20 protein-coding genes, 2 tRNA genes and 1 riboswitch are annotated in these 25,965 nt (G+C 73.1%); of the genes, 4 read left to right on the plus strand and 18 right to left on the minus strand.

Annotated features, from left to right (window positions below; genetic code table 11):
• Positions 1-48: 48 nt before the first annotated feature.
• Positions 49-1,185 carry a SchA/CurD-like domain-containing protein gene (locus OG199_RS08260; protein WP_356800168.1) on the minus strand — a complete coding sequence of 379 codons (1,137 nt, stop codon included), beginning with the start codon at positions 1,183-1,185 and terminating at the stop codon, positions 49-51.
• A gap of 236 nt (positions 1,186-1,421) precedes the next feature.
• Here OG199_RS08260 and OG199_RS08265 point away from each other — a divergent pair, with 236 nt between their 5' ends.
• Positions 1,422-3,098 carry an FAD-dependent oxidoreductase gene (locus OG199_RS08265; RefSeq protein WP_405828829.1) on the plus strand — a complete coding sequence of 559 codons (1,677 nt, stop codon included), beginning with the start codon at positions 1,422-1,424 and terminating at the stop codon, positions 3,096-3,098.
• A gap of 14 nt (positions 3,099-3,112) precedes the next feature.
• On the opposite strand, the gene OG199_RS08270 is transcribed toward OG199_RS08265, so the two are convergent.
• From OG199_RS08270 to OG199_RS08290, 5 genes are all read right to left on the minus strand, one after another.
• Positions 3,113-3,571, minus strand: coding sequence for an RpiB/LacA/LacB family sugar-phosphate isomerase (locus OG199_RS08270; protein WP_356800166.1), 459 nt, complete (start codon positions 3,569-3,571; stop codon positions 3,113-3,115).
• Positions 3,572-3,735: 164 nt separating this feature from the next.
• Positions 3,736-3,809 (minus strand) — tRNA-Pro (locus tag OG199_RS08275).
• A 150-nt stretch (positions 3,810-3,959) separates the two neighbouring features.
• Positions 3,960-5,381 carry a hypothetical protein gene (locus tag OG199_RS08280; protein WP_405828831.1) on the minus strand — a complete coding sequence of 474 codons (1,422 nt, stop codon included), beginning with the start codon at positions 5,379-5,381 and terminating at the stop codon, positions 3,960-3,962.
• A gap of 321 nt (positions 5,382-5,702) precedes the next feature.
• Entirely contained in the window at positions 5,703-5,927 is a 225-nt protein-coding gene (locus OG199_RS08285; RefSeq protein ID WP_356800165.1) for a hypothetical protein, read from the minus strand.
• A 191-nt stretch (positions 5,928-6,118) separates the two neighbouring features.
• A complete protein-coding gene (locus OG199_RS08290) occupies positions 6,119-6,598 on the minus strand; it encodes an Lrp/AsnC family transcriptional regulator (protein ID WP_405828833.1) in 480 nt (159 codons plus the stop codon).
• Positions 6,599-6,720: 122 nt separating this feature from the next.
• Here OG199_RS08290 and OG199_RS08295 point away from each other — a divergent pair, with 122 nt between their 5' ends.
• On the plus strand, positions 6,721-7,995 hold the full coding sequence (locus tag OG199_RS08295) for an ArgE/DapE family deacylase (RefSeq protein ID WP_401805259.1): 1,275 nt from the start codon (positions 6,721-6,723) through the stop codon (positions 7,993-7,995).
• 29 nt (positions 7,996-8,024) lie between these two features.
• Here the strand turns inward: OG199_RS08295 and thiD are convergent, their stop codons facing one another.
• The 8 genes from thiD to OG199_RS08335 form a co-directional block, all read right to left on the minus strand.
• Positions 8,025-8,837: a bifunctional hydroxymethylpyrimidine kinase/phosphomethylpyrimidine kinase gene (thiD, locus tag OG199_RS08300; protein ID WP_405828836.1), complete on the minus strand. Its 813-nt coding sequence runs from the start codon at positions 8,835-8,837 to the stop codon at positions 8,025-8,027.
• A gap of 105 nt (positions 8,838-8,942) precedes the next feature.
• Positions 8,943-10,337, minus strand: coding sequence for a purine-cytosine permease family protein (locus OG199_RS08305; protein WP_405828838.1), 1,395 nt, complete (start codon positions 10,335-10,337; stop codon positions 8,943-8,945).
• Positions 10,327-10,421: riboswitch (TPP riboswitch) on the minus strand. It overlaps the preceding gene by 11 nt.
• Before the next feature lie 220 nt (positions 10,422-10,641).
• Complete coding sequence (locus tag OG199_RS08310; RefSeq protein ID WP_356800161.1) at positions 10,642-11,748, minus strand: maleylacetate reductase; 1,107 nt, start codon at positions 11,746-11,748, stop codon at positions 10,642-10,644.
• Between the two features lie 94 nt (positions 11,749-11,842).
• Positions 11,843-13,060, minus strand: a complete 1,218-nt coding sequence (locus tag OG199_RS08315) for a type III PLP-dependent enzyme (RefSeq protein ID WP_405828840.1) — start codon at positions 13,058-13,060, stop codon at positions 11,843-11,845.
• Positions 13,061-14,323: 1,263 nt separating this feature from the next.
• Positions 14,324-14,677 (minus strand): SH3 domain-containing protein, encoded by a 354-nt coding sequence (locus tag OG199_RS08320; protein ID WP_356800159.1) that lies wholly within the window; start codon positions 14,675-14,677, stop codon positions 14,324-14,326.
• A 213-nt stretch (positions 14,678-14,890) separates the two neighbouring features.
• Positions 14,891-16,291 (minus strand): rhodanese-like domain-containing protein, encoded by a 1,401-nt coding sequence (locus OG199_RS08325; protein ID WP_405828842.1) that lies wholly within the window; start codon positions 16,289-16,291, stop codon positions 14,891-14,893.
• Positions 16,292-16,385: 94 nt separating this feature from the next.
• A complete protein-coding gene (locus OG199_RS08330; protein ID WP_405828844.1) occupies positions 16,386-17,654 on the minus strand; it encodes an FAD-dependent oxidoreductase in 1,269 nt (422 codons plus the stop codon).
• 303 nt (positions 17,655-17,957) lie between these two features.
• Positions 17,958-18,031 (minus strand) — tRNA-Pro (locus tag OG199_RS08335).
• Between the two features lie 101 nt (positions 18,032-18,132).
• Between OG199_RS08335 and OG199_RS08340 the strand changes: the two genes are divergently transcribed.
• Together OG199_RS08340 and cobF are read left to right on the plus strand one after the other, a co-directional pair.
• A complete protein-coding gene (locus OG199_RS08340; RefSeq protein WP_401805252.1) occupies positions 18,133-18,660 on the plus strand; it encodes a DUF309 domain-containing protein in 528 nt (175 codons plus the stop codon).
• 90 nt (positions 18,661-18,750) lie between these two features.
• Positions 18,751-19,521, plus strand: coding sequence for a precorrin-6A synthase (deacetylating) (gene cobF, locus OG199_RS08345; protein WP_356809309.1), 771 nt, complete (start codon positions 18,751-18,753; stop codon positions 19,519-19,521).
• A 449-nt stretch (positions 19,522-19,970) separates the two neighbouring features.
• On the opposite strand, the gene OG199_RS08350 is transcribed toward cobF, so the two are convergent.
• The 4 genes from OG199_RS08350 to OG199_RS08365 form a co-directional block, all read right to left on the minus strand.
• On the minus strand, positions 19,971-20,717 hold the full coding sequence (locus OG199_RS08350) for a cobalt-precorrin-6A reductase (protein WP_356809308.1): 747 nt from the start codon (positions 20,715-20,717) through the stop codon (positions 19,971-19,973).
• A gap of 21 nt (positions 20,718-20,738) precedes the next feature.
• A complete protein-coding gene (locus OG199_RS08355) occupies positions 20,739-21,512 on the minus strand; it encodes a sulfite exporter TauE/SafE family protein (RefSeq protein ID WP_266704421.1) in 774 nt (257 codons plus the stop codon).
• A gap of 125 nt (positions 21,513-21,637) precedes the next feature.
• On the minus strand, positions 21,638-22,825 hold the full coding sequence (locus tag OG199_RS08360; RefSeq protein ID WP_405828847.1) for a thiolase family protein: 1,188 nt from the start codon (positions 22,823-22,825) through the stop codon (positions 21,638-21,640).
• Between the two features lie 437 nt (positions 22,826-23,262).
• A complete protein-coding gene (locus OG199_RS08365) occupies positions 23,263-25,656 on the minus strand; it encodes a M4 family metallopeptidase (protein WP_405828849.1) in 2,394 nt (797 codons plus the stop codon).
• Between the last annotated feature and the right edge of the window lie 309 nt (positions 25,657-25,965).

A 25,965-nucleotide genomic window follows, 5' to 3' on the forward strand; every position in this document is an offset into this window, starting at 1 on the left:
AGTGGCGTGCGAGGGGGCGGCCGCGGGCCTGGGGACCGCGGCCGTCCGTCAGGAGTGCGCCGAGGTGCGGTCGGTGACGGGCATCATGTCGGCGTGCGACAGGAGACGGTTGACGTTGCGGTCCGTCTCCAGGGAGCCCTCGACGCCGATCGCGGGACCGTCGAGGAGCCGCTCCAGTTCCCCGGCCTTGCCGGCGCCCTTGAGGCCGAGCGACGCGACGGGGTCGGCGTCCAGTTCGCCCGTGATGTCGATGAGGCGCACCACGATGTCGTCGCGCTGGAAGACCGTGCTCCCGTAGACCGCCCCCTTCGGGTCGGCCGCCGCGGCCTCGTCCTGATGGGCGAGCAGCCGGGCGAGCTCCATCCCCTGGCCGCGCTTGGCCGGGTAGTACAGCGCGTGCCGGCGAAGGCCCGCGGGTTCCGGCCGGTCCGCCACCACGTGGTGCACGGCCGGCAGGGCCGCGCGGGTGAAGAAGACGCGTGCCGAGTCCTCGTTGCCCAGGTCGCGGTTCTGCTCCAGGTACGGGTTGATGGCCTCCTCGACCGCCCTCACCTCGGGCTGGCGCGCCACGTGGCGCAGTGCCACGAGGAGATCGCCCTCCACTTCCACCGCGCGCACGACGCGGTTGCCGTGCATGAAGAGCGAGGTGCGGCGCAGGCGCGTGGTGTCGTCCACCTGGGCCTGGGGCGCCTGGTACCCGGCCAGGATCTCCGCGACCTTCGACTCGGAGCCCGGCTTGACGGTGAAGGTGAGGGCGTGGCGGGCCACCCCGTCCCCCACGCGGGCCTGCACCTGCTTGGCGGCCTTGGCCGCCTTGCCCGCCTTCGGCGCCGCCTGCTGCTCGTTGCGGTGGGTCTCCCGCAGGATGCTGTACCGCATCGAGCGGGTGTCCTTGACGCAGCTGTGCATCGGCCTGACCGTCTCGACGTGCTCCTCGCTGTTCACCCAGGCGAGGAAGGGCGGGGCGCTCTCCCACTCACTGGTGATGAGCCACTGCGAGGGGTTCTCGATCGACTGGCAGAGCTGGTCGCTGATGTGACCGGGGACGGACGCGACCTGGTTGCACATGTGTTCGTAAGCGTCGAGGAACTGCTGCTGGGCTCCTTCGTACAGATCGAGCAGCAGGATCACCCGCAGCTTGGAGCCGTCGAACGCCGACTGCGAGATACGTCCCGAGCTGGTCATCCGGCACACCTCTCTTCATTCTTCACGGAAGGTCAGGAACGACCGCCGTGGCCGAAAGGCCGGGGTCGCCATGAGCCGATCGTTGACGGGACGTCCGATACGCGCGAGCCCCACGGGGCGGACGAGTGAACTGCGTGTCATCCGGGTGCCCCCGGCGCGCGAGCGGGCCCCCGAAGGGCATGGAACCTGAGTCCCGTTCCTGACTCACACCTCGCGGGTGGCGCTGGAGGCAATCGATGAACCGATGGAAAGAGGCCGGCGAGGTCGGTCACCACACGCCGGTCCTGGTCGTCGGCGGCTCTCTGGTCGGCCTGTCCACCTCGCTGTTCCTGGGGCGCCTCGGCGTTCCGCACCTGCTCGTCGAGCGTCACTCGGGCACGTCGATCCATCCGCGCGGCCGTGGCAACAACGTCCGCACGATGGAGTTGTTCCGGGTGGCCGGAGCGCAGCGGCGCATCGAGCAGGCCGCGTCCGTGCTGGCGGAGAACCACGGCATCCTTCAGGCGCCGACCCTGGTGGGCGACGCGGGCGAGTGGCTGTTCAAGAGCATCGACCCCGGCGGCGGCTTGGCGCGCTTCAGTCCCAGCAAGTGGTGTCTGTGCAGCCAGAACGACCTGGAGCCGGTGCTGCTGGAGTGCGCTCGGGAACTGGGCGGAGATCTTCGCTACGGCACGGAGCTGATCTCGTTCGAGCAGGACACCGAGGGGGTGACCGCCCGGCTCATGAACCGTGGAACGGGTGAGCACAGCACCGTCAGGGCGGACTACCTCGTCGCCGCGGACGGTCCGCGCAGCCCCGTCCGCGAGCGGCTCGGCATCGGGCAGAACGGCCCGGGCGACCTGTTCCACAACGTGAGCGTCACCTTCACCTCCCGGCGTCTCGCGGACGCGGTCGGCGACCGGCGCTTCATCGTCTGCTACCTGACCGGCCCGGAGGCCGACGGGGCGCTGCTGCCGGTCGACAACAAGGAGCACTGGGTGTTCCACGCCCCCTGGCACCCCGAACACGGGGAGACGCTGGAGGAGTTCACCGACGAGCGGTGCGCGGAGCACATCCGGCGGGCCACGGGTGTGGGGAATCTCGATGTGGAGATCACCGGCCGGGCCGCCTGGCACGCGGCCGAGCGGGTCGCCGAGCGGTACGTGGACGGCCGGGTGTTCCTCGCCGGCGACTCGGCCCACGAGATGTCCCCCACCGGGGCGTTCGGCTCCAACACCGGTATCCAGGACGCGCACAACCTCGCCTGGAAGCTGGCCGCGGTCCTGGGCGGCTGGGCCGGCCGCGGGCTGCTGGAGTCCTACGACGCGGAGCGCCGTCCGGTCGCGGAGGCGACGAGCGCGCGCGCCTCGTCGCGTTCGGTCGAGCACAGCCACCCCGGATACACCCCGGCCCCCGGAACCGGCGGCCCCGGGGGTCCCGGCGGTCCCGGCGGGAAGGGCGGCGGCATCCTCAACGTGGCGCTGAGCTACCGCTACGCGCGCGGTGCGGTCCTGGGCGCCGATCCCACGCTGCCGATCGTGCCGGACGGCATGCGGTTGACGGGCGAGCCGGGCAGCCGGGCACCTCACATGTGGCTGGAGCGTTCCGGCGACCGGATCTCCACGCTCGACCTGTACGAGCGGTCCCTGGTGCTCCTGAGTTCGGCGGACGGCACCGCCGGGTGGCACGCCGCGGCGAAGGACGTCGCGGCGCGGCTGTCGGTGCCGCTCGACTCGTACCGGATCGGCGGCGGACCCGGCGCCGAGCTGTCCCCGGAGGACGGCACGGACTGGGCGCGGGTGCACGGTGTCACCGCGGGCGGAGCGGTGCTGGTCCGCCCCGACGGGTTCGTCGCCTGGCGGTCCGAGGGCCCGTCCGCTGATCCCGGCGCGACGCTGCGGGACGTGCTCGTGGCGCTGCTGGACCGGCGCTGACGAGTCCGGGTGGGTCAGGGATCCGTTCTGCCGAGGTGGTCGAGACGTCCGATGTGCGCCACGTTCTCCCGGTCGTCGGCGTCCTCGCCGGCCTCGGCGGCGAACCAGGCGTCGAGGATCTCCTTGAGCAGCGGTTCGGACGTCAGCCGCAGGCTCAGTGCCAGCACGTTCGCGTCGTTCCAACGGCGTGCGCCGTCCGCCGTGTACGCGTCCGTGCACAGGGCCGCCCGGACTCCCGCCACCTTGTTCGCGGCGATCGACGCGCCCGTGCCGGTCCAGCAGCACACGACCGCCTGCTCCGCGCTCCCCTCGGCCACCTCGCGGGCCGCCGCCTCCGAGCACACCGCCCACCGCGGGTCCCGGCCGGGGTGCAGCGCGCCGTGCGTCGTGACCTCGTGGCCCCGGTCGCGCAGTTCCGCGACGAGGGAACGGGCCACGGGTTCGTCCATGTCCGAGGAGACGGCGATCCGCATGCCCGGCAGCCTACCCAGCGATGCGGACGTGCGTCAGGCCCGCTCGGTCCGACGCCCCGAGGGGGCCCGCCTGCCCCAAGAAAGGACCCGCGTAGCCGAAGAAGGGCCGGCGTGCACGAAGAAGGGCCCTCACGGACCATTGCCCGTGAAGACCCTTCGCACCGTCGGGACGACAGGATTTGAACCTGCGACCCCTTGACCCCCAGTCAAGTGCGCTACCAAGCTGCGCCACGTCCCGATGCTGTTCACCCGCGGTGATCCCGCGTGATCGTGCAGGTAAACCCTACCGCACGCGCGGGGGCGGGCCCGCACACGCGACGGTCGGCGGCGCGGGGCGTCCGGGGTGGCCGCGGCGCGACGGCCGGCGCGCGGACCAGGGGAACAGCGGCTACACCGTGCTGCCGGCCAGCCTCCACTCGCGGTGCAGCGTGCCCAGCGGGATGCCCCGCTGGAGGACCGGGGTGCCGAAGACGGACAGCTGGATCCGCAGGGTCCCGCTCAGATCGAGACCGCCGTAGACGCCCCAGGTACCGGTCGCCTCGACGTCGGCCTTCGTGCCGGAGCCGGCCGGGGCGGTGACGTCGACGGTGCCCGCGGCCTCACCGCGCAGATAGGGCGCCAGGTCGGCGGTGACGCCCACGGCTCCGTACAGGCCGACGGTGGCCTGCGCGCCGAGGGCGGCTTTCACCCCTCCGGCGGTCGTGACCAGGGCGTGCACCGGGGTGCTCGCCATGTGCGACTCGTTGACCGGGGTCCACCCCCTGGCCGAGTCGTAGGTGCCGCCGGCGTCGAAGTCGCCCTTGAGGTCCTGCTCGACGTCGACGGTGACCCTGCCGTCGCCGCTGATCTGGAAGTAGCAGGTCAGATCGAGGTTCACGACGACGGGGATCGGGCCGACCTGGAGGACGGGGTCGGCGTGCAGCTTCGCGAACGGCAGTCGGACGGGCTGGGCGGAGGCGGCGGCGCGCCCCTTGAACGCCCACCGCGAGGTCCAGTCGCCGGAGACACCGAGGTGGGCGGTCGCCGGGCCGGCCGCGGTGGACCGGCCGCCGTAGGAGAAGTCGACCTCCGGCCTGACCTGGACGAAGCCGGACACGGCCGCCGTCGCGGAGGCCGGCGCGCCCTCGGCCGTGGCGACCCGGGTGGCGACGTCGACCCGAAGGCTGCCGAGCGGGACCTTCGCGCCCTCGGGTCCCGCGTGCACGTCTCCGGCCCGCGCCCAGGACACCTTGACGTCGGGAAGCAGTCGCTCGACGTCGAAGGAGGCGGGGTCGACGGGGACGGTGCCCTTCGCCTCACCGTCGCCGAGCAGCGCGTCGAGGGTCGTCGGCGCGGTCTGGACCTCGGTGCCGTCGGGCTTCTCGTCGATCACCTTGGTGACCTTGGCGAGCAGTCCGTCGGGGGCGCCGGGCGCGGGGGCGCTGGCGATGACGTCGCCGACGGCGGTACGGCCCGGCGCCGGCGTCCCTCCGGGGGTCGGCGACGCGGACGGATCCCCTTTGTGGGCAGGGGATATGACGGCACGTCGGGTACGGCTGTCGTACGACGTCACCGTCAGCGCGGACCTGTGGGCCCTGCCGCCGGCCGTACCGGGCCGCGCGACGGCGGTCGAGGTGGCCGCGGGCGCGGCGGCGACGGCGAGCGGCCGGCCGGTGTCCGCGGGCGCGGCGGTCGAAGGGGCGTCCGGGACCCGTTCGGGGGCGGCGGAGGAGCGCGGGCCGGGGTCTGCGGAGCAGCCGACGGCGAGGAGGAGGGCGGATGCGGCGAGCGCGGGCATGACGGCACGCAAGGGCCGCTTGCGGATACGCAAGATCAGTCCTGAGGGGGGTGGGGGCGGCAAGGAATTACCGGTGAGTAACTAGATGTGAGCATGCCATGGAGTCGTGAAGACCTGCTTCACCTTTCCGCACCCCTCAGGGGTGATGTGCGCCACGCCGCCGCCCTCGAGGCGGTCGCGGCTCCCTCAACTCACGTGAGCCCCGGACCAATTGACGTGGCGTCACACACGCGAACCTAGGACCGGTCGACGCGACGTCACACACCCGCCCGACCGGGAGCACCGGTCACGCCCCGGCCACAGGCACCGGTCACCGCCCCGCCCACGGAAGCAGACGCGACCGTCCGGGCGCCCTCATCTCCCGGTCTCCGGCCCCCAGTACTCCGGGCCGATCCCCCGCCAGTCGATGAGCGGGGACACCGCGATGGTCAGCGGATCGACATCGAGCCCCGCACGCCGCAGGAACTCGGCCAGGTCGCCCAGGTTGTAGGCCAACCCGAGGCTCTCTCCGTGCACACGGACCCGGCGGCCACCTGTCGGCGCCGGCGGGGACACGATCACAGGCAGCGGTTCGGACATGAATCCAGCCTCGCCTCTCCGGTCCCGGCCTGCATCCCGGCCCGATGTCGTGCTCGTTCACCGCGCGCCGTCGTCGGGCCGCCGGAGGAGTGTGGGTTCGCCATGGCCGAATTCAATCACGTGTTCGATTTCCGGCGCGACCGTGCCCGTGGGAACTGCCTGCCGGAGGCGGCCGGGCGGGTCGCCGGCGGTCAGACCCGCGGCCGGTTGATCAGCCCGGACAGCACGATCACGCTCTCCGTCCGCTCGATGACCCTGGCCTCGCGCACCTGCTGGATGGCCCGTTCCAGATGCGGAATGTCCAGGGCCATCAGGTGCACCATCGCGTCGGCGGCCCCGGAGACCGTGTAGGCCTCGACCACCTCCGGCACGGCCTCCAGCTCACGTCGCAGTTCTGCGGGGGTCGGATTGCCCTTGCAGTACACCTCGGCGAAGGCCTCGGTCCGCCAGCCCAGCGCCTGGGTGTCGACGAGCGCGGTGAAGCCGCGGATCGTGCCGTCGGCCACGAGCCGGTCCAGGCGCCGCTTCGCCGCCGGCGCCGAGAGCCCGGCGGCACGGCCGATCTCCGCGTACGTGCTGCGCGCGTCGCGCAGCACGCACCGCACGATGTCCTCGTCGATGGAGTCCATGGCCACGTCGCTCGCCCCTTCCTCCGCGCAAGAAATCACCACGCAGGCCCAGTCTTCACAATAAATCGATCCTAGACGGAAACAAACGGCGATTGTTTGCGTACCGGAACTGTTCGTAGCATCCTCACGCCCCCTCGTCGTCCACCGCGGAAGGAGCGTGTGGCATGCGCGCAGTGCTCAGTGCCGAGGAGTCCGCAGCCCTGGAGGCCGTCGACGAAGCGGCCGTCGCCACGATGCTGCTCGACACCCTGGCCGTGCCGAGCGTGACGGGAAGCGCGGCCGAGTCCGAGCTGCAGCACCGTCTGGCGCGGGACCTCGGCCGGTCCGGCCTGGACATCGACCTGTGGTCGATGGATCTGCCCGCTCTGCGCGCCGAGCCCGGCTTCCCCGGCATGGAGGTACCGCGCGACGAGGCGTGGGGGCTCGTCGCGACACTGCCCGGCACCGAGGACGGTCCGACCATGATCCTCCAGGGCCATGTGGACGTCGTGCCGCCCGGTGACCTCGCGCAGTGGGCGGGCGCCCCCTTCGTGCCGAGCGTCCGCGGCGACGTCGTGCACGGCCGGGGCGCCTGTGACATGAAGGCCGGTGTCGTCGCCAACGTCGCCGCGCTCGCCGCGATCCGGGCCTCCGGGGTACGGCTGCGCGGCAGCGTGGCGGGCCACTTCGTGGTCGGCGAGGAGGACGGCGGGATAGGCGCCTTCGGCACCCTGCACCGTGGCCACACCGGCGACGCCTGCGTCATCAGCGAGCCGACCGGCGGCACGCTCGTCACCGCGAACGCCGGCGCCCTGACCTTCCGTGTCACCGTGCCGGGCCGGTCCACGCACGCGAGCACCCGGGACGCCGGGGTGAGCGCCATCGACGCCTACGCGCCGATCGCCGCCGCACTGGCCCGGCTGGAGGTCGCCCGCAGCGAGACGCCCGATCCCCTGATGGCCGAGTACCCCTTCCCGTACACCGTCTCCGTCGGGATGCTCCAGGCCGGCGACTGGGCCAGCAGCGTGCCGGGGCTGCTCGTCGCCGACGGCCGGCTCGGGCTGCGGCTCGGCGAGGACCCGGACGCCGCGCGCGCCGCGTTCGAACGCTGTGTGGCGGAGGCGTGCGCGGCCGATCCGTGGCTGCGCGGGCATCCCGCGGTCGTCTCGTGGCCCGGCGGCCAGTTCACCAGCGGGCGGCTCCCGGCCGGCCATCCCCTGCGCGAGACGGTCGGCACCGCGCACGCCGACGTCACCGGCGCGCCCGGGGCCCGGGAACGCGGCGCCCCCTACGGGAGCGACCTGCGTCTCTATGCCGGGGCGGGCATACCGACACTCCAGTACGGCCCCGGGGACGTACGTCTGGCCCACGGCCCCGACGAGCACGTGTCCCTCGCGGAGACGGTCGCCGTCGCCCAGGCGCTGGTCCTGGCGACACTGCGCACCGTGGGAACCTGCTAGGAACACGGACCAGGGCCCCCGAGGAACGTTCAGCGCCCCGCGCGCATCCGCCAGCCGTGGTCGACCGGTCCGAGTCCGGAACCGAGCGGGAAGCCCGCCGCGATCGCGCCCGTGACGTACTCCTTGGCCCGCCGCACCGCCTCCGGCACCGCCCGCCCCCGCGCCAGCTCCACCGCGACGGCCGAGGCCAGGGTGCAGCCGGTGCCGTGGGTGTGGCGGTTGTCGTGGCGCGGGGCCCGCAACCAGTGCTGTTCGGCGCCGTCGGTCAGCAGGTCGACGGCCTCGCCGGGCAGATGGCCGCCCTTCACGAGGACCCAGCGGGGGCCGTAGGACAGCAGCCGTTCCGCGGCGCGGCCCATGTCCCGCTCGTCCGTCACCTCGATTCCCGTGAGCTCTGCGGTCTCGTCGAGATTCGGCGTGACCACCGTCGCGACCGGCAGCAGCGCGGCCCGTACGGCGTCCAGCGCGTCGTCGGCCAGCAGCCGGTCACCGTGCTTGGAGACGCTCACCGGATCCACCACCACGGGCGCGGCGACGTCCGACAGCAGCTCGGCGACGGTCTCGACGAGCAGCACGGAGCCGAGCATGCCGGTCTTCACCGCCTGCACCCCGATGTCGTCCACGACGCTGCGGTACTGCGCGCGCACCGCCTCCGCGGGAAGTTCCCAGGCTCCCTGCACACCGAGGGAGTTCTGCGCGGTGACCGCGGTCAGCACGCTCATCCCGTGCGCGCCGAGCGCCAGCATGGTCTTGAGGTCGGCCTGGATGCCGGCGCCGCCACCCGAGTCCGAACCGGCGACGGTCAGGACGCGGGGCGGGGCGGCGGGCGTGTTCGAGGACATGACGGGTTCGCTCCGTACGAGAGACGAGACGGATGAGGCGGGCGGGTGAGGCGGGACGGGTGAGGGGTGCGGGACGACAGGGCCCGTGGCCGGCCGCGGCCGTGGTCAGCGACGCAGCCGCAGCGGCGCGTACACCGCGAGGGCCGCGAGGAACGCCACCCCGTAGGCGAGGTCCGCTCCGTGCAGGGCGCGGGCGACCGGACCGACGTACAGGCTGGTGCTCATGAACGGCACCGCCGCGGCGAAGGCGCCGACGAACGCCACCAGCGCGGGCCACCACGGCTGCGGGCGGGCGCTCTCGGCGGACAGGTCGATCGGTGCGCCGGCGCGCGCCCTGGCCCGGACGAGCCAGTCGACGGCGACGATCGCGACGAACCCGGGGATCCAGTAGCCGACGAGCAGCAGCACGTTCTGGAACCGGGTCGTGGTGTCGGCGGCGTGCATCCAGAGCACCAGCGGGAAGCCGAGGACGGCCGCCAGCGCGGCGGCGGCCGGGCGCGGCAGGCGTACGCCCATGGTCTGCAGGGCGAGCGAGCCGCTGTAGTCGTTCATGGCGTTGCTGCTCAGCGCGGCCAGGGCCACGGCGAGCAGCCCGAAGGCGCCGAGGACACCGCCGCCGAGCAGGGTGTCGACGCCGCGGGCGGTCTGGTCGGTGAAGACGGAGGCGCCCCACAGGCCGAGCGCCTGGACGGCCACGAAGGACACACTGACACCGGCGAGCGTGCACCAGAACATGCGCGGCCGGGATGCCGTGCGCGGCAGATAACGGCTGAAGTCGCTGGCGTAGGGGGCCCAGGACAGCGCCAGGCTGAGGGCGATGGTGCAGGTCAGGACGAACGCCCCGGCCCGGTCGGCGCCGTGCGCGGAGGCGGTGGCGGCGGGGTGGTCGCCGTTCAGGAGCTTCACCGTCAGCGCGGCGAAGGCGGCGGCGAGGGCGAACGTCATCACGGTCTGGAGCCGGTGGATCACCTCGTACCCGAGGACGCCGAGCGCTCCCTGCGCGCCCATCATGACCAGCACTCCCAGCCAGAACGGCCAGCCGCACAGCTGGGCCAGCGCGTCCCCGCCGAACAGGCCGATCAGGGCGTCCCAGGCGATCGAGGACAGCCACTGGAGCGCACCCGGCACCAGCACGGCCCGCCCGAACGCGAGCCGGGCGAGCGGCAGCTGTCCGGCGCCGGTCTGGCTGCCCCAGGTGCCGAGGTACGCCGTCGGCACCGCGCCCAGCAGGGTGCCCAGCACGACGGCGGTCAGCGCGGTGGAGAAGTCCAGGCCGAGCGCGACGCCCACGGTGCCGGTGAAGACACCGGTCATCGTCAGGTTGGGGGCGAACCACACGGTGAACAGGCGGCCGGGGCCGCCGTAGCGGTGGTCCTCCGGCACCGGGGCGATGCCGCGCGCCTCGACGCGCAGATCGCCGGGAGCCTCGGGCATCCGCCCGTCGAAGACGCCCTGCGGGCCCCCGACGGCCACTTCACCACGGGCATACGGCAACGACATGAGACATCCCTCCGCCAGTCCTAACTGGTTCAGGTTCGACGGGTGTGATCTCAGCCCTCGTGCGGGGCACCCCGTGTCCGGTTCGGCGTCAGGATAGCCCGGTCCGCGCGTTCGTCCCAGGCAGGGTGCGCACCGACCGTGCGCGTGGGAGCGCGGGGCCGGCGAATCGGCGCGGGGTCCGCGGGGTCCGCGGGGTCCGCGGGGTTCGTCGGGTGCGCGGGGTGCGCGGGGTGCGCGGGGTGCGCGGGGTGCGCGGGGTGCGCGGGGTCGATGCGTGGTGGACGGCGGGCGATGCGCCGCGGCGCTAGGAGCCGACGCGCGGCTCCCAGCCCTCGTACGCCGCTGTCAGCAGGCCCAGCACGCCGTGCGCGGTGACCTCGCGCGGGTTCGGGTATGCCTGGCCGGCGACCTGTGCTGCGGCCACCGCCAAGTCGGCCTCCTCCAGGCCGAGTTCGGCGAGGGTACGGGGTGCGCCCAGACCTCCGGCGAACTCCCGCAGGGCGCGGGGGACGTCGTCCGTGCCGAGCACCCGGGACAGAGTGGCGATCGCCCGGGGCGCGGCGGGCGCGTTGTAGGCGAGGGCGTAGGGCAGGACCACGGTGTGCGTCTCGGCGTGCGGCAGGCCGAAGGTGCCGCCGAGGACGTGGCACAGCTTGTGGTGCAGGCCCATGGTGGTCGCGCCGAGGCAGGCGCCGCACAGCCACGCGCCGTACAGGGCGCGGCTGCGCGCGTCGAGGTCGCCGGGGTCGGCGGCCACGTCCGGCAGGGCGCCCGTCATCGCCCGGACGCCCTCCCCGGCCATGAGGGAGACGAGGGGCGAGGCATCGGGCGCGTACAGGGCTTCGACGGCGTGCGCGAGGGCGTTGACGCCGCTGGTCACGGAGAGGGGGACGGGGAGACCGAGGGTGAGCTCGGGATCGTAGACGACGCTTCGGGGCTGGACGACGAGGTCGCGTCCGGTGCGCTTGGCGCCGTCTTCGGTCAGGCCCCACACCGAGGTCATCTCGGAGCCGGAGTAGGTGGACGGTACGGCGATCAGCGGCAGCCCGGTGCGCAGCGCGATCGCCTTGCCGAGGCCGATCGCGGAGCCGCCCCCGACCGCCACACAACCGTCGGCGCGCATCTCGCGGGCCACCTCGACGGCCTGGGCGGCGACCTCGGCGGGTACGTGCATCCGGGCCTCGGCGTGCAGCCCCGCGCACTGGCCGCCCAGCGCGTCGGCGACCGCCCGTGCGGTGGCCTCGCCCCGGCCGCCGCAGACCACCAGCACCCTGTGCAGACCGAGCCGGGCGACCTCGCCGGGGGTCGCGGACACGGCGGCGCCGGGCCGGAAGACGACCCGGCCGGGCCGGGTCTCGTACGAGAAGTCGAGCGGGTTGTCTGTCGTGAAGTCGGTCGGTTCGACGGTCATGCCACTCTCCTGGTCCGGCACACGATCCTGCCAGGCGTGTCCGAGGATGCGCCGCCGCGCTCCCGACGGCAACTCCTGGTGTTCGGTCGCACGGTCATCGGGACCGGTCGCCGCCGGCGCCCGCGTCCAGGAAGTGGAACCCGGGTTCCGGATAGCGCGCGGGGGCCGGGTGCGGGGCGGACGAGATGTAGGCGCCCGCGAGGGAGAACACCACGCGGTCGCCGGCCCGCAGTCCCTGCGCCCGGACGTCGCGGACCAGGACGTCCTTCGGCGTGCTCAGCTGGCCGGTGAGGGTGGCGCGCTCCCTCCGCACCACGGGACGCGGCCAGGAGTACGGCCACGGCTCCACTTCGAGAACGGACCAGGGCTGGTCGTGCCGCCCGTTCACCGGGGTGCTCAGGTGGACGGCGCCGCCGCGGATGACGGCGAAGTCCTCGCTGGAGCCGTGCTCGACGTCCAGTACCTCGCTCGCGTACCAGCCGCAGTACGCGGTCAGCGCGCGGCCGGGCTCGATCCGCAGCGTCAGTTCCGGGTGGGCCGCGGCGAGTCGGGCGAGGCCCTCGCCGTAGGCGTGCCAGTCGAAGCGGCGCTCGGGGCGGTCGTAGTCCACCGCCATGCCGCCCCCGAGGTCCACCTCGGTGAGCTGAAGGCCGTTCCGGGCGGCCAGTTCCAGGGTCCAGGCGACGACGGACTCGGCCAGCGCCACATGCTCCTCGGCGTGCACCCCGTTGGCCAAGTGGGCGTGGACACCGCGCAGTTCGAGGCTCGGATAACTGCCGTCCGTGAGCAGGCCGACGATCACGTCGGCACGGGCCGGATCGAGGCCGGAGGGGGTGGCGGACCCGCCGCCGTCCGCCGCGAGGAGGCCGTCAACCGGGAGGTCGAACCGGAGCAGCACCGCCACCCGGCGGTCCGGAGCGTGCCGCTGGGCCAGCCCGGCCAGCATGTACAGCTCGTACTCGCTCTCGACCTGGAAGCGTGTCACGCCCCGCTCCAGCGCGTCCGCCAGCTCCGTCGGGGTCTTCTCCGTGCCTCCGAAGACCCGCGGGCGGTCCACGGCGGCCTCGGCGACATGGTCCAGTTCGATGCCGGAGGACACCTTGTAACCGTCGACGTACGGGCCGAGTTCGGCCAGGATCTCCGGTTCCCCGTTGGCCTCGACCGCGTAGTACAGCTCGACGCGATCCGGCAGCGCGGCTCTGACGGAAGCGGCGTGGGCGCGCAGTGCCACCAAGTCGTATATGTAGGCGGGCAGTTCCGTGGGCGACAGGGAGAGGATGCGGTCGCGCACCGCGCGCGGGGGTGTGATCATTGGGGCACTCCGGGTCGTATGGCGCGGGATGTCGTGGGCACGCGACGCGGGTGGCGAGCGGCCGGAGGGCATCGCCGACCGGCCGGCGCGCGATACGGGGAGCAGGGCCACGTCGGATACGCGGAGCAGGACCGCGTGCGCCACGGGATCGCCGACCTCGCTCCCGGGACGCGTGTGCGACGCGCGTGCCGGGTCCGTCGTCCGTGCCGGGTCCGTCGTCCGGGGTGGAGTGGCCGCGATACGCCGACCGAGCGTCCGGTTCGGCGCGCCGAGCGGGGACCGGGAGAGCACCGCCACCGCGCTCCGGCAGGCCGACGCCCTCGCTCGCAGGGCTCGCGCCCTGTGGCATCCCACCATCATTCTGATCCGCGACTCCAAAACCCGTGGCCCGGATACGATCTCTACCCGTCGAGAGATCCTTAGGCACCTCGGGCCGCTCGCGGGCGGCAGCCTCCCGGGAGTGTCGCCCGGCGCACACCACACCTCACGACACCTTGCCACGCCGCGGTTCCACGGGCACGTAGCCGACGGCGTTCCGGCGGTGCGCGCCACCATGTGGCGTTGAGGTGCTTCGTCGGGGAAAGCGGCCAGGACACGACGCGGGCGCGGACAACGGCCGGGTTCCAGGCGTCGGAGCTGCGCGCGTGGTCGGTGATCGCGCCGCTGGAGCAGATGTGCACCCCGGGGCGAACGAGATGCCCTCCGGGGCACGGCACTTGGGAACTTTCGGGCAGCACGGCGGTGTGGTCGCGTACGGGGGGACGTCGGCCGGTCGATACATCGACACATCGGTACATCGGCACATCGGTCGGTACGTCGGTACCGGCTGGCCCGCAGGTGGCGGCGGGGAGGGAGTCGTCCGCGACGACCGGCCGCCGCTCGGCGGCATGGCGCGGTCGACCGCGCCAGAGGTCCGCGCCGATCGCTGTCAGGCCTCGGTCGGCGGGCACGGGCGCGTGGGCGCCGGTGCCACGGCGATGTCCAGGTACGGCCCGTCACCCGGGCCCGGAAGATCCTGGAGCGTGGGATGCGCCCAGCGGATGTGGCAGCGCCTCAGATCGGGGCGGGTCGGATCAGGGTGGCTCGGACCGGGGTGGCTCGGACCGGGGTGGCTCGGACCGGGGGGTGAGCCGGGACGGGGTGGGTGGGTCGGGGCGGGCAGGACGGGATGGGTCGGGACGGCGCGAGACGCACGACGCGGTCCGGCGTGACGCGACGCGGTGCCCGGCTCCGCACGGAACCGGGCACCGCGTCCGGTCAAGGTCAGCAGGTGGCCGACGCGGGCAGTCCGCCGTACTGGTCGCCCTTGAGATACACGGCGCTCACATAGCCCTCGGCCAGCCGCACCCACACGTCGTTGACATAGCCGTTGTCGCGGATGGTCTCGCCGTGGGTCCAGCACGACGCGCCGCGCGGCTCCCCCGCGGCGACGTGCCCGGTGATACCGGTCTGACTCGACGGGCCGGAGCGGACGTTGACGTTCTCGTACGGCGTGACACCGTACGGCAGCCCCGCCGCCGCGGCTTGCGCCACGGCGGCGCCGGTCAGAAGCAGTCCGGCGGCGAACGCCCCGACACCCGCCGTGCTCAACGCCCTGGTCCTCATCCTCATGGTCATGCTGTCCTTCCCCGTGGTGGAGTCCCGGTGTGCTTCCCGGGTGGGACCGCGCGTCCCGCCCGGCCCCACAGGGCAACCTTGCAAGGTCGGCTCCGGGCAGGGAACTTCTTTCGACCACGCTCGAAACGTCCCGCCCCCGGGGCCGGCGTGATCCGGATGATCGAGGAGGGCCGTGACGGGCGCCGGCGGACGTCGCCGTCGGGGGCGGTCGCGTCACCCCCGGGCGCCGCGGACGCGGAGCCCCGCCTTCCCGGCGTGTGCGTAGGCGTCGTCCACGGCCACCACGGTGCGGCCCGCCGCGTCGAGCAGGGAGGCGGCGATGGCGGCGCGCATCCCGCCCGCGCAGTGCACCCACACCTCACCCGGGGGGATCTCGCCGAGCCGGCGGCGCACCGTGTGCAGGGGGATGTGGACCGAGCCCTCCACGAAGCCCATGGCCCGCTCGGACCCGCGCCGGACGTCCAGGACCACGACGCCCTCACGTCCGCGCCGCCCGGCGAGGTCGGCGAGGTCGGCGAGGTCGGCGAACACGGCGCGCGGGAAGGACCCCGGGGCCTCGCCCTCGCGCACCCAGCCCTTCGGCTCACCGGTCGCCGCGGCGGCGGGCCGGTCGATTCCCACCCCGACGAGTTCGCGCTGGGCGGCGGCCAACTGCTCCGCCGATTCCGCGAGCAGGGTCACGGGCTTGCCCCACGGGATCAACCAGGCCAGGTAGGCGGCCAGTTGTCCTTCGGCCTCGAAGTTGTAGGAGCCCGGCACATGGCAGGCGGCGAAGGCGACGCGGCTGCACAGGTCCACCACCCACTCCCCCGCGGCCAGCCGCGCGGCGATCTCCTCGGCGTCGGCCGCGGCGGGCGGGGTGAGGTCCACCGGCGCCGGACCTGCGGCGTTGGCCGGGCCCATGTGCGTGTAGTACGCGGGGATGTCGTCCAGTCCGGCGAGCAGGCCGGCGACGAAGGTGTCGACGTCCCGGGTGAGCGCCACGTTGTCCGCCCTCTCCCTGCCGATCGTCGTGGCCGTGCCGCCGGCCTGCCCGGCGGAGCAGAAGCTGCCGAAGCCATGGGTGGGCAACACGGCCGTCTCGTCCGGGAGTTCGGCGGCCAGCCGGTGCGCCGAGGCGTGCTGGGCCCGGGCCAGGCCCTCGGTCAGGCGCGGCTCGACGAGGTCGGGGCGGCCGACCGTGCCGATGAGCAGCGAGCCGCCGGTGAACACCGCCACCGCCGTCCCGGCGTCCTCCAGCACGTGGGCCGTGTGGTGCGGGGTGTGGCCGGGCGTGGCCACCGCCCGGAGGATCAGGCCCGCGGCGCCGTCCGCGGGGTCGACCGACATCCTGTCCCCGTCCCGCACGGGCGTGTGCGCGAAGGAGATCCGCGCGTCGGCGGGGATCAGATAGGCGGCACCGGTGATCCGTGCGAGTTCCGGGCCGCCGGTGACGTGGTCGTTGTGGAGGTGTGTCTCGGCGACATGGGATATCCGTACCCCGCGCCGGGCCGCCGCGGTCAGCACCCGCTCGACGTCGCGCGGTGGGTCGACCGCGACGGCGGTGCGTCCACCGCCCACGAGGTAGCTGCGGTTGCCCAGACCGGTCAGGTCAAGGGTGTCGATGAAGAACACGCCGGTCACTCCCTTCGAGTGGAGATGTGCCCTCAAGGGGTGCGAGAGCTCTCGGCGCCCCCCGCCGCGCCCGGATCCGGCCCGCGCCGGCCTGTCAGACGAACCCCTTCAACATGCCGTGCCAGTACAGGGCGGGCAGGCCGTAGCGCTTGAGCAGCCACATGGCACGACGCTCCTTGGTCGTGTCCACCAGCGGAATGCTGGGCGCGGGCCGTCCGCCGTAGTCGAACTCGGCGAGCAGCACCCGGTCACGGGCGGTGACGAGCGGGCAGGAGGTGTAGCCGTCGTAGCGGCGGTCCCCCCGCTCCCCCTTCATCCCGGCCAGCAGGTTGGCGACCACGACGGGTGCCTGTCTGCGGACGGCGGCGCCGGTTTTGGAGGTGGGCAGGTTCGCGACGTCACCGAGGGCGAAGACGTTGCGGTGGCGCGGGTGGCGCAGCGTGTACGGGTCGGCCTCGACGTAGCCGTACGGGCTCGCCGGGTCGGCCAGCGGACCGCGCCGCACCCAGTCGGGGGCGCTCTGCGGCGGTACGGCGTGGAGCAGGTCGAACGCGAGGCTCTCCGCGGTACCGGCGGCACGGTCCGCCACGGTCAGCCGCCGGGCGGCGCCGTCCACGGAGGTCATCTCCGAGTTCAGCCGGACCTCGATGCCGTAGCGGTCGGCGACCCGTTCCAGGGCCCGGCGCCAGACCGGTACCCCGAACATGGAGTCGGCGGGCAGGACGAGGACCACCCGGATGCGGTCCAGGACACCCTGTCTGCGCCAGTGGTCGGCGGCGAGATAGGCGATCTTCTGCGGGGCGCCGCCGCATTTGACCGGGCCGGCGGGCTGCGTGAAGACGGCGGTGCCGGAGCGCAGGCCTCGGATCAGCTCCCAGGTGTGGGGAGCGTGCTCATGGGAGTAGTTGCTGGAGACGGCACCGTGCCCGACGGCCGTGTCGAGGCCGGGGACCTCGCCCCAGTCGAGCTGCAGGCCGGTGGCCATCACCAGGAAGTCGTAGCGGTGGACGCCGCCGGTGGTGGTGACGGTCCGCGCCTCGGGATCGACGGCGGTGGCGGCCTCGCGGATCCAGCGCGCCCGCCGGGGCATCACGGACGCTTCGGGGCGGTGGGTGAGGGAGAGCGGGGCCCTGCCGCCGCCGACGAGGGTCCACAGGGGCTGGTACCAGTGGGTGGCGGCCGGTTCGACGACCGCGACGCCGGTGACACCGGCTCGGCACAGCCGGGCGGCGGTGGTGATCCCGGCGGTGCCGCCGCCGACGATCAGCACCCGGTGGTGGTCAGGGGCGGAACCGGGGGCGCGGCACGTGGAGGACGTGGAGAGGGGGACGAAGGTGGAGAGCACGGAGGACACGGAGGACATGAAGGACTCCTCGCCGTCTGCGGGACACGCTCCCGAGGCATACCCCGCGGGGTATGCGGCCGTCGGCGATGCTAGACCCGCCCGGGGCGCGCGGGCCACTGCGGGATCGGTTAATTGCCCCTGAGGCAAGGGGAGTTGACAATCCGGGCGGCTGTTGCCAGTGACGCGGCGCGGGCATCCGGCGGACGAGGAAGCGCGGGGAGGGCGCCGGAAGCCCCTGGGAGGACGGAAGGAAACCGGCGTCCCCGGGTGCATGAAGAAAGGGCCCTCACAGGCTGTCGCCCGTGAAGACCCTTCGCACCGTCGGGACGACAGGATTTGAACCTGCGACCCCTTGACCCCCAGTCAAGTGCGCTACCAAGCTGCGCCACGTCCCGATGCGTTTCCCCCGCGATGTCCCGCGGGATCGTGCGAACAGAACTTTACCCCACAGCGGGGGCTGCTCCGAAGAGGGCACGGGGCGAGCGACAATCGGGGCATGAGCGGGACATCCGGAAGTCGGCAGAGCGGCGGGCGGGATCGGGACACCGAGGGCAGGGCGCGCAACGCCCGGCCACGGGACGGGCTGGGCCGCCCTCTGCCGTACGGCGCGGACGGCGTCGAGCGGCAGCCGGAGGGCGTCGTGCGCGACCCCGAGCGGACCGTGACCGAGGCGCAGGCGCTGCTGGACGCCGGGCGGCCCTTCCACGCGCACGAGGTCTTCGAGGACGCCTGGAAGGCGGGCCCCGAGGACGAGCGCACGCTCTGGCGGGGCCTGGCCCAGCTCGCGGTGGGCCTCACGCACGCGGCCCGGGGCAATACGACGGGCGGCGCCCGGCTGCTGCGGCGCGGCGCCGGAGCCGTCGACGAGTGGCGGGCCGGCTCGGCCGGCCGGATCCGTCCCTACGGACTCGATCTCACCGAACTGGCCGCATGGGCCAGGGAGTTGGCGACCGTCGTGGAGAGCGACGGTGCCGCGGTCAGCGCCGGGGCCTGGGCGCCCCGGTTGCGCGGGAGCACGCGCTGAGGGGCCGTTCCACGGGCAGGTCCGGCCGGGGCGCGAACCCTGGTCGGATGCGGTGCGTCCGCTGTCGGTGGCGTGCGGCAGACTCGGGGGGTGCGAAAGATTCATGTCATCGGCATCGGCGCGGGCGATCCCGACCAGCTCACCCTCCAGGCGGTCAAGGCACTGAGGAGCACGGACGTGTTCTTCGTCCTGGGCAAGGGCGAGGCGAAGTCGGACCTCGTCCAGCTGCGCCGTGACATCCTCGACGCCCACCTGCCCGACGGGGCGTACCGCCTGGTCGAGGCCCGCGACCCGGACCGCGACCGAGCCGCCGACGGCGCCGCCTACTCCCCCGCCGTCGGGGACTGGCGCAGCGCCCGCGCCGACATCTGTCAGCGGCTCATCGCCGAGGAGCTGGGCGAGGACGAGAGCGGCGCGTTCCTGGTGTGGGGCGATCCCGCGCTGTACGACAGCACGCTCGGGATCCTGGAGGAGATCCTGGACCGGGGCGCGGTGGCGTTCACGTACGACGTCGTGCCCGGCATCAGCAGCGTCTCCGCGCTCGTCGCCCGGCACCGCACGGGGCTCAACCGGGTCGCCGGGCCCGTCCAGATCACCACGGGCAGGCGTCTCGCGGAGGGCTTCCCCGAAGGTGTCGACGACGTGGTCGTCATGCTCGACGCCCACCAGGCCTTCCGGCGGTACGCCGACGAGGACATGGACATCTACTGGGGCGCGTACATCGGCACACCCGACGAGATCCTCGCCTCCGGCCCGATAGCGGAGGCGGCGCCCCGGATCGAGCGGCTGCGGGCCGAGGCGCGCGAGCGCAAGGGCTGGATCATGGACACGTATCTGCTGCGCAGGCGTCCGCGGGGGTAGGAGTCGTACCTGCCCCGCCGCACGGGCTTCCGCGAAGGTCGGAGGAGGCAGGGCCCGTCACCGCGCGCCGTCGCACGGACTTCCGCAAATGCCGGAGGGGCAGGTCCCGTCACCGCCCCCCGGCCGCACGGGCTTCCGCGAAGGTCGGAGGGCAGGCCACGTCACTGCGCGCCGCCGCGCAGACCTCCGCAAAAGGCGCGGGAGCAGGCCACGTCACCGCGCGCCGCCGCACGGGCTTGCGTGAAGGTCGCGCGGCCAGGACGCGCGTCCGGGCTCGTAGGCCGGGCGGGCATCCTGCCGTACATGTCGCCGGGCGGGGCGTCCGGCTGCCTCGGGGCAGGTCGTCCGTCACATGTCGCCGCGCGGCGCGTCCCGTACGCACCTGGGGGCCGCGTCCGGTGCGGTGGGCCGGACGCCGGTTGTGGGCGCCGAGTCGATCCGCGCCCGCGTCAGACGGAGCCGAACTCCAGGCGGGCCAGGGCCGACACCACGTCCGGTACCGCGGCCACACCGTCCGGGAGCGGCGGCCGGCGCACGACGACCACGGGCAGGCCCAGTGCGCGAGCGGCGGTGAGCTTGGCGGCCGTCGCCTCTCCCCCGCTGTCCTTCGTCACCAGGACGTCGATGCGGTGCGCGCGCAGCAGGGTCCGCTCGTCGTCCACCGTGAACGGGCCGCGGGCGAGAAGCACCTCGGCGTGCGGCGGCAGTGGCGGCTCCGGCGCCTCCACCGACCGGACGAGGAAGTGGAGTCCGGTGAGCGGCGCGAAGGCCGCGAGGCCCAGACGGCCGGTGGTGAGGAAGACCCGCCGGCCCAGCGGCGGCAGGAGCGCGGCGGCTTCGGCCAGGGAGGCGGCGAAGTGCCACCGGTCGTCGGGGCCGGGCCGCCAGCCGGGGCGGCGCAGGACGACGGCCGGGACTCCGGTCGCGGCGGCGGCCCGGGCCGCGTTCTCGGTGATGCGGGTGGCGAAGGGGTGGGTGGCGTCGACGACGGCGTCCACCCGCTGCTCGCGCAGCCACCGCGCCAGCCCGTCGGCCCCGCCGAACCCGCCGACGCGCACGTCCCCTTCGAGCGCACCCGGCCGGGACACACGCCCCGCGAGGGACGTGGTCACCCGCACTCCGGGGCGGCCCGCCAGTTCGGCGGCGAGCCGGCGTGCCTCGGTGGTGCCGCCGAGGACCAGGACATGGGGGGACATGGCGTCGAGCCTACGAGGTGGTCAGCGCAGCAGCAGCTGCACCCCGCCCACCACCGTCGCCGCGATCACCAGCCGTTCGAAGAGCAGCTGGTTGATGCGGTGCACGGCCCATCTGCCGAGGAACGCGCCCGGTACGACGAAGGCCGCGAGCGCCGCGTCGAGGAGCAGTGAGTGTCCGTCGATGAGTCCGAGGCCCACGCTGAAGGGCACCTTGGACGTGTTGACGATCAGGAAGAAGAAGGCCGAGGTGCCCAGGAAGCCGAGTTTGCGGAAGCCGGCGGACAGCAGGTACATCGACATCACCGGGCCGCCCGCGTTGGCGACCATCGTGGTGAACCCGCCGAGGACGCCGTACGAGCGTGCCTTGATCCGGCCGGCCCGGGTCGCGACCGCGCCGGGTTCCTCCTCCTGGGGAGCGGCCCGGCGGCGCCAGAGCGTCACCGCCGCCATCAGCAGCAGGATCGCGCCGATCGAGGTCCGTACCATCCCGTCGTCGGCCCATACCAGGAACAGCGTGCCGAGGACGACGCCCGCGGCGACCGCCGGGAACAGCCGCCACAGCGTGGGCCAGTGCGCGTGCCGCCGGTAGGTCAGGACGGCCAGCACGTCCCCGACGATGAGGAGGGGGAGCAGCACGCCGGTGGAGGCGCGGGCGGGCAGGACGGCGGCGAAGATCGCCAGGCTGACCGTGTTGGCCCCGCTGACGGCGGTCTTCGAGAAGCCGACGAGCAGTGCCGCGGCGGCGAGGGCGGCGAATTCCCAGCCGGATATGTGCCAGAGCGTCATCGTGTTCATGCGGGGACCGATGCTATGCCCACGCATCTCGCCCCGGTAAGGAGCGTCTCGTCAGATGATCCCCGCGCGGCCCGGCCGCCCCGGTCACGGTCCCGGGGCGCGCCCGGCACGCACACGGACGGGGTTCAGGGGCGCTCGACCAGGACCGCGCTGCCCTGGCCCACTCCGACGCACATCGTGGCCAGACCGCGCCCGGCGTCGGTGCGGCGCATCCGGTGCAGCAGGGTGGTGAGGATCCGGGCGCCGGAGCATCCGAGGGGGTGGCCCAGCGCGATGGCGCCGCCGGTGGGGTTCACCCGCTCCGGGTCGATGCCGAGCCGGTCCACGCAGGCGAGGGCCTGGGCCGCGAACGCCTCGTTGAACTCGGCCTCGTCGAGGTCGCCGACGCTCCAGCCGACCCGCGCCAGCGCCTTGTGCGTGGCGGGGACCGGGCCGATGCCCATGACGTCCGGGTCGACTCCCGCCGAGGCGCCGGCGACATAACGGCCCAGCGAGTCGAGTCCGAGGTCGTTCAGTGCCTCTTCGCCGACCAGGAGCAGCCCGGCCGCTCCGTCGTTCATGGGCGACGCGTTGCCCGCGGTGACCGTGCCGCCCGCGCGGAAGACCGGCTTGAGGCGGGACAGCTTCTCCAGCGAGGTGTCCTCGCGTACGCATTCGTCGGTGTCGACGATCACCCCGTCGGGCCGCTCGACGGGGAGCAGTTCGCCGTCGAAGTGGCCGTTCTTGCGGGCGTCCGCGGCACGTTGGTGGCTGCGCAGCGCGAACGCGTCCTGGCGTTCGCGGGAGACGCCGTACCGGGCGGCGACCTCCTCGGCGGTCTCTCCCATCGACAGAAGTCCGTGCAGTTCCTTCATCGCCGGGTTGACGAGCCGCCAGCCGAGCCGGGTGTCGACGGTCTCGATGCGGTGCGGCAGTGCCTCGTCGGGGCGGGGCAGGACGAAGGGGGCCCGGCTCATCGACTCGGAGCCGCCCGCGAGCACGATGTCGGCCTCGCCGGCGGCGATGGCGCGGGCCGCCGTGGTGACGGCCTCGAGGCCCGAGGCGCACAGCCGGTTGACGGTCGCGCCGGGCACGGTCGCGGGCAGGCCGGCGAGGAGAACCGCCATGCGGGCGACGTTGCGGTTGTCCTCGCCCGCCTGGTTGGCGGCGCCCCAGTAGACGTCGTCGATCCGGGCCGGGTCGAGCGCGGGCACGTCGGCGAGCAGACCGCGGATCACGGTCGCGGCGAGGTCGTCGGGCCGCACCCCGGACAGGGCGCCGCGCAGTTTGCCGATGGGGGTGCGGCGGGCCGCCGCGAAGTGGACAGGACGCACGACAGGACTCCTGACGGACACCGGAACGACGAGATCAACGATTAATTAGCACCGCTAGTTTTTGACTATAGCCCGCCGTCCACGCCTTGGAAAGCACGGTCCCACGGAACCCGGGGCGCTCGCGCGCCTCGGCACGGAGCGGGTGCCGGCGGCACTTCGGCCGTGCAGCCTGGCCCGTTCGATGGACCTGCTCACCACCAGCGTGATGGTGCCGTGCGAGGAGGGCGAGGGCCTGGAGCCGGCCGTGGTTCTCGTGCCCGCCGGGAGCGAGTCTGCGCACGGTCACTGTCCTTGCCTCGATGGTTCACGCATGCGGAAACGTCACGCCATCCGTGAAGGCATCCCACAAGAGAGCTGACATCACGGTGCACGAACGTGGGCCACCCGGAGGGGTGGCCCACGTCAGCGCTGTTACCGACCCGTTCGGCCGGTGCCGGTCAGCTGGTCGTGACGGCGGAGTCGTCGACGACGAAGCTGGTCTGGAGCGAGGAGTCCTCGACGCCGCTGAACTTCAGGGTGACGGTGGAGCCGGCGAACGAGGAGAGGTCGAAGGTCTTCTGGGTGTACCCGGTGGCCTTGTTGAGGTTGGAGTACGTGGCCAGGGTGGTCGATCCGGCGGTGACCGTCAGCTTGTCGTACGCGGTGCTGGTGGTGGTCTCCGCGGTGTCGATGTGCAGGTAGAAGGTGAAGCTGGCCTTGCAGCCGGCGGGGATGGTCACCGACTGGGAGAGCGTGTCGGTGTGGGTGGAGCCGTAGCCGTCGAGCCAGGCCTTGTACGAACCGCCGTGCGCCGCCTCACCGGTGTCGGTCGTGATGACGCCGCTCGACGCGGTCCACGAGGCGCTGCCCGACTCGAAGCCCGGGTTGCCGAGAACCTGCGCCGAGGTGCAGCCGCCGCCGCCGGAGGTGCTCACGGTCCACGTGAAGGACGCGGTGCCGGTCGCGCCGGTGCTGTCCGTGACGGTGACCGTGGTGCTGTAGGTGCCGGCCGTGGTCGGTGTCCCGGTGATCGCGCCGGTGGAGCCGTTGATCGACAGGCCGGTGGGCAGGCCGGTCGCGGCGTAGCTCAGTGAGCCGCTGTTGGTGCTGCTCGCGGAGACCTGCAGGCTGACCGCGGTACCGACGGAGGAGGACTGGCTGCCCGGGTTGGTGACGGTCACACCGCTCGACGGCGGGGTGACGTGGCCGCCGACGGCGATGCCCGCGAAGGCGTTCGCCACCCCCGCGTACTGGGTGGAGTTGGCGCCGTACAGCGCGGTGGCGGCGTTGAGCGCGGCGGTACGGGCCGCGGCGTAGTTGGTGCTGGACGTCATGTACGTCGTCAGCGCCTTGTACCAGATCTGCAGGGCGGCGGCCCGGCCGATGCCCGCGACGGCGACACCGTCGGACGTGGTGCTGTTGTAGGTGACGCCGTTGATGACCTTGGTGCCGCTGCCCTCGGAGAGCAGGTAGAACATGTGGTTCGCCGGACCCGAGGAGTAGTGGACGTCCAGGTTGCCGACGCCGGAGTACCAACTGTCCGCCGAGCCGCCGTCCTTGCTGGGCTTGTCCATGTAGCGCAGCGGGGTGCCGTCGCCGTTGATGTCGATCTTCTCGCCGATGAGGTAGTCACCGGGATCGGAGGTGTTGTTGGCGTAGAACTCGACGCCGGTGCCGAAGATGTCGGAGGTCGCCTCGTTCAGACCGCCGGACTCGCCGGTGTAGTTGAGGCCCGCGGTGTTGGAGGTGACACCGTGGCTCATCTCGTGGCCCGCCACGTCCAGCGCGGTCAGCGGGTCCGCGTTGCCGGATCCGTCGCCGTAGGTCATGCAGAAGCAGCTGTCGTCCCAGAACGCGTTGACGTACGCGTTGCCGTAGTGGACGCGGGAGTAGGCGCCGACGCCGTTGTTCTTGATGCCGCTGCGGTTGAACGTGTTCTTGTAGAAGTCCCAGGTCTCCGCCGCGCCGTAGTGCGCATCGGCGGCGGCCGTCGCGGCGTTGGAGATGGTGCCGTTGCCCCAGGTGTCGCTGGTCTGCGAGAAGAGCGTGCCGGTGCCCGACGTCCCCCGGTTGAGGTTGTACGTCTTGTGGCCGCCGCGGGCGCCGTCGGTCAGCGTGTAGTTGGAGCCCGACTGCGTCGTCGTCAGGGTCACCTGGCCGCTGTACTGGGTGTTGCCGACACCGGTCTCGATGCCCTGGTAGCGGTAGAGCTCCTTGCCGGTGGCCGCGTCGGTGATGACGTGCAGCTGACTCGGGGTGCCGTCGTCCTGGAAGCCGCCGATCACGGTCTCCCAGGCAAGCTTCGGGGTGCCGCTGCCGGCCCAGATCACCTTGCGGGCGCTGTCGGCGGTGGCCTTGTCGGCGACCAGGGAGCGCGCGGCCTTCAGGGCCTTGCCGGTGGCGGCCGACTTGCTGAAGGTCGCGGTGGTCGAGGCGACCTTGATGGTGCGCTTGTTGTTGAAGGTGCTGCTCACCGTGCCGGCGGCCAGCGAGGCCGGCGGGGTGTGCACGACCACGTCGCCACCGAGCACCGGCAGACCGGCGTAGGTGCGCTCGTAGCGGGTGTGCAGCGTGCCGTCCTGGTCCTTGACGACGTCCCTGACGACCAGCTTCTCCTTCGCCCCGAGGCCGAGGGTGCCGGCGGTCGCCGTCGTCTTCTGCGCCGCGCTCTTCAGCAGCGCTGCGTGCTGGGCCGGGGTGAGCTTGGCCTCCAGCCCTCCGGTGCGCAACGGACTGGGGTGGGGGGCGGCGGGCTTGGCGACCGCCGGAACCGTCTGTACACCGACGGCCAGCAACGCGGCGGTGGCCGCGAGCGCTCCGGCTGCGGCCGCCTGACGGGGAATTCGTCTCACTCGTACTCCTACTGCTGCGGTCGCGGGGACGACCGGTGACAGCCCGGACAGACGGGATGTGCTGCCCGGGACGAGCTGAGCAGTGCGGTGCGGGGCCCCTGCGCAGGCCGTGGGGGCCTGTCCGACAGGTGGAGGAAGAATGGCAGCTTGACGCAGTCATGTCATGCCCCAGCGGGGCATTCGAGGGTTAACCCTCGGCGGGTGGCGCCCCGGCCCGGATGGCGGCGCGGCCCGGACGGGCGGAGGATGGACGCGAGGGGCGGCGCACGGCCGGACCGGCCGGTACCGCCACGAAGGAGGTCGGCACGG

It is taken from the genome of Streptomyces sp. NBC_01176, from assembly GCF_045039825.1.
Lineage (GTDB): Bacteria > Actinomycetota > Actinomycetes > Streptomycetales > Streptomycetaceae > Streptomyces.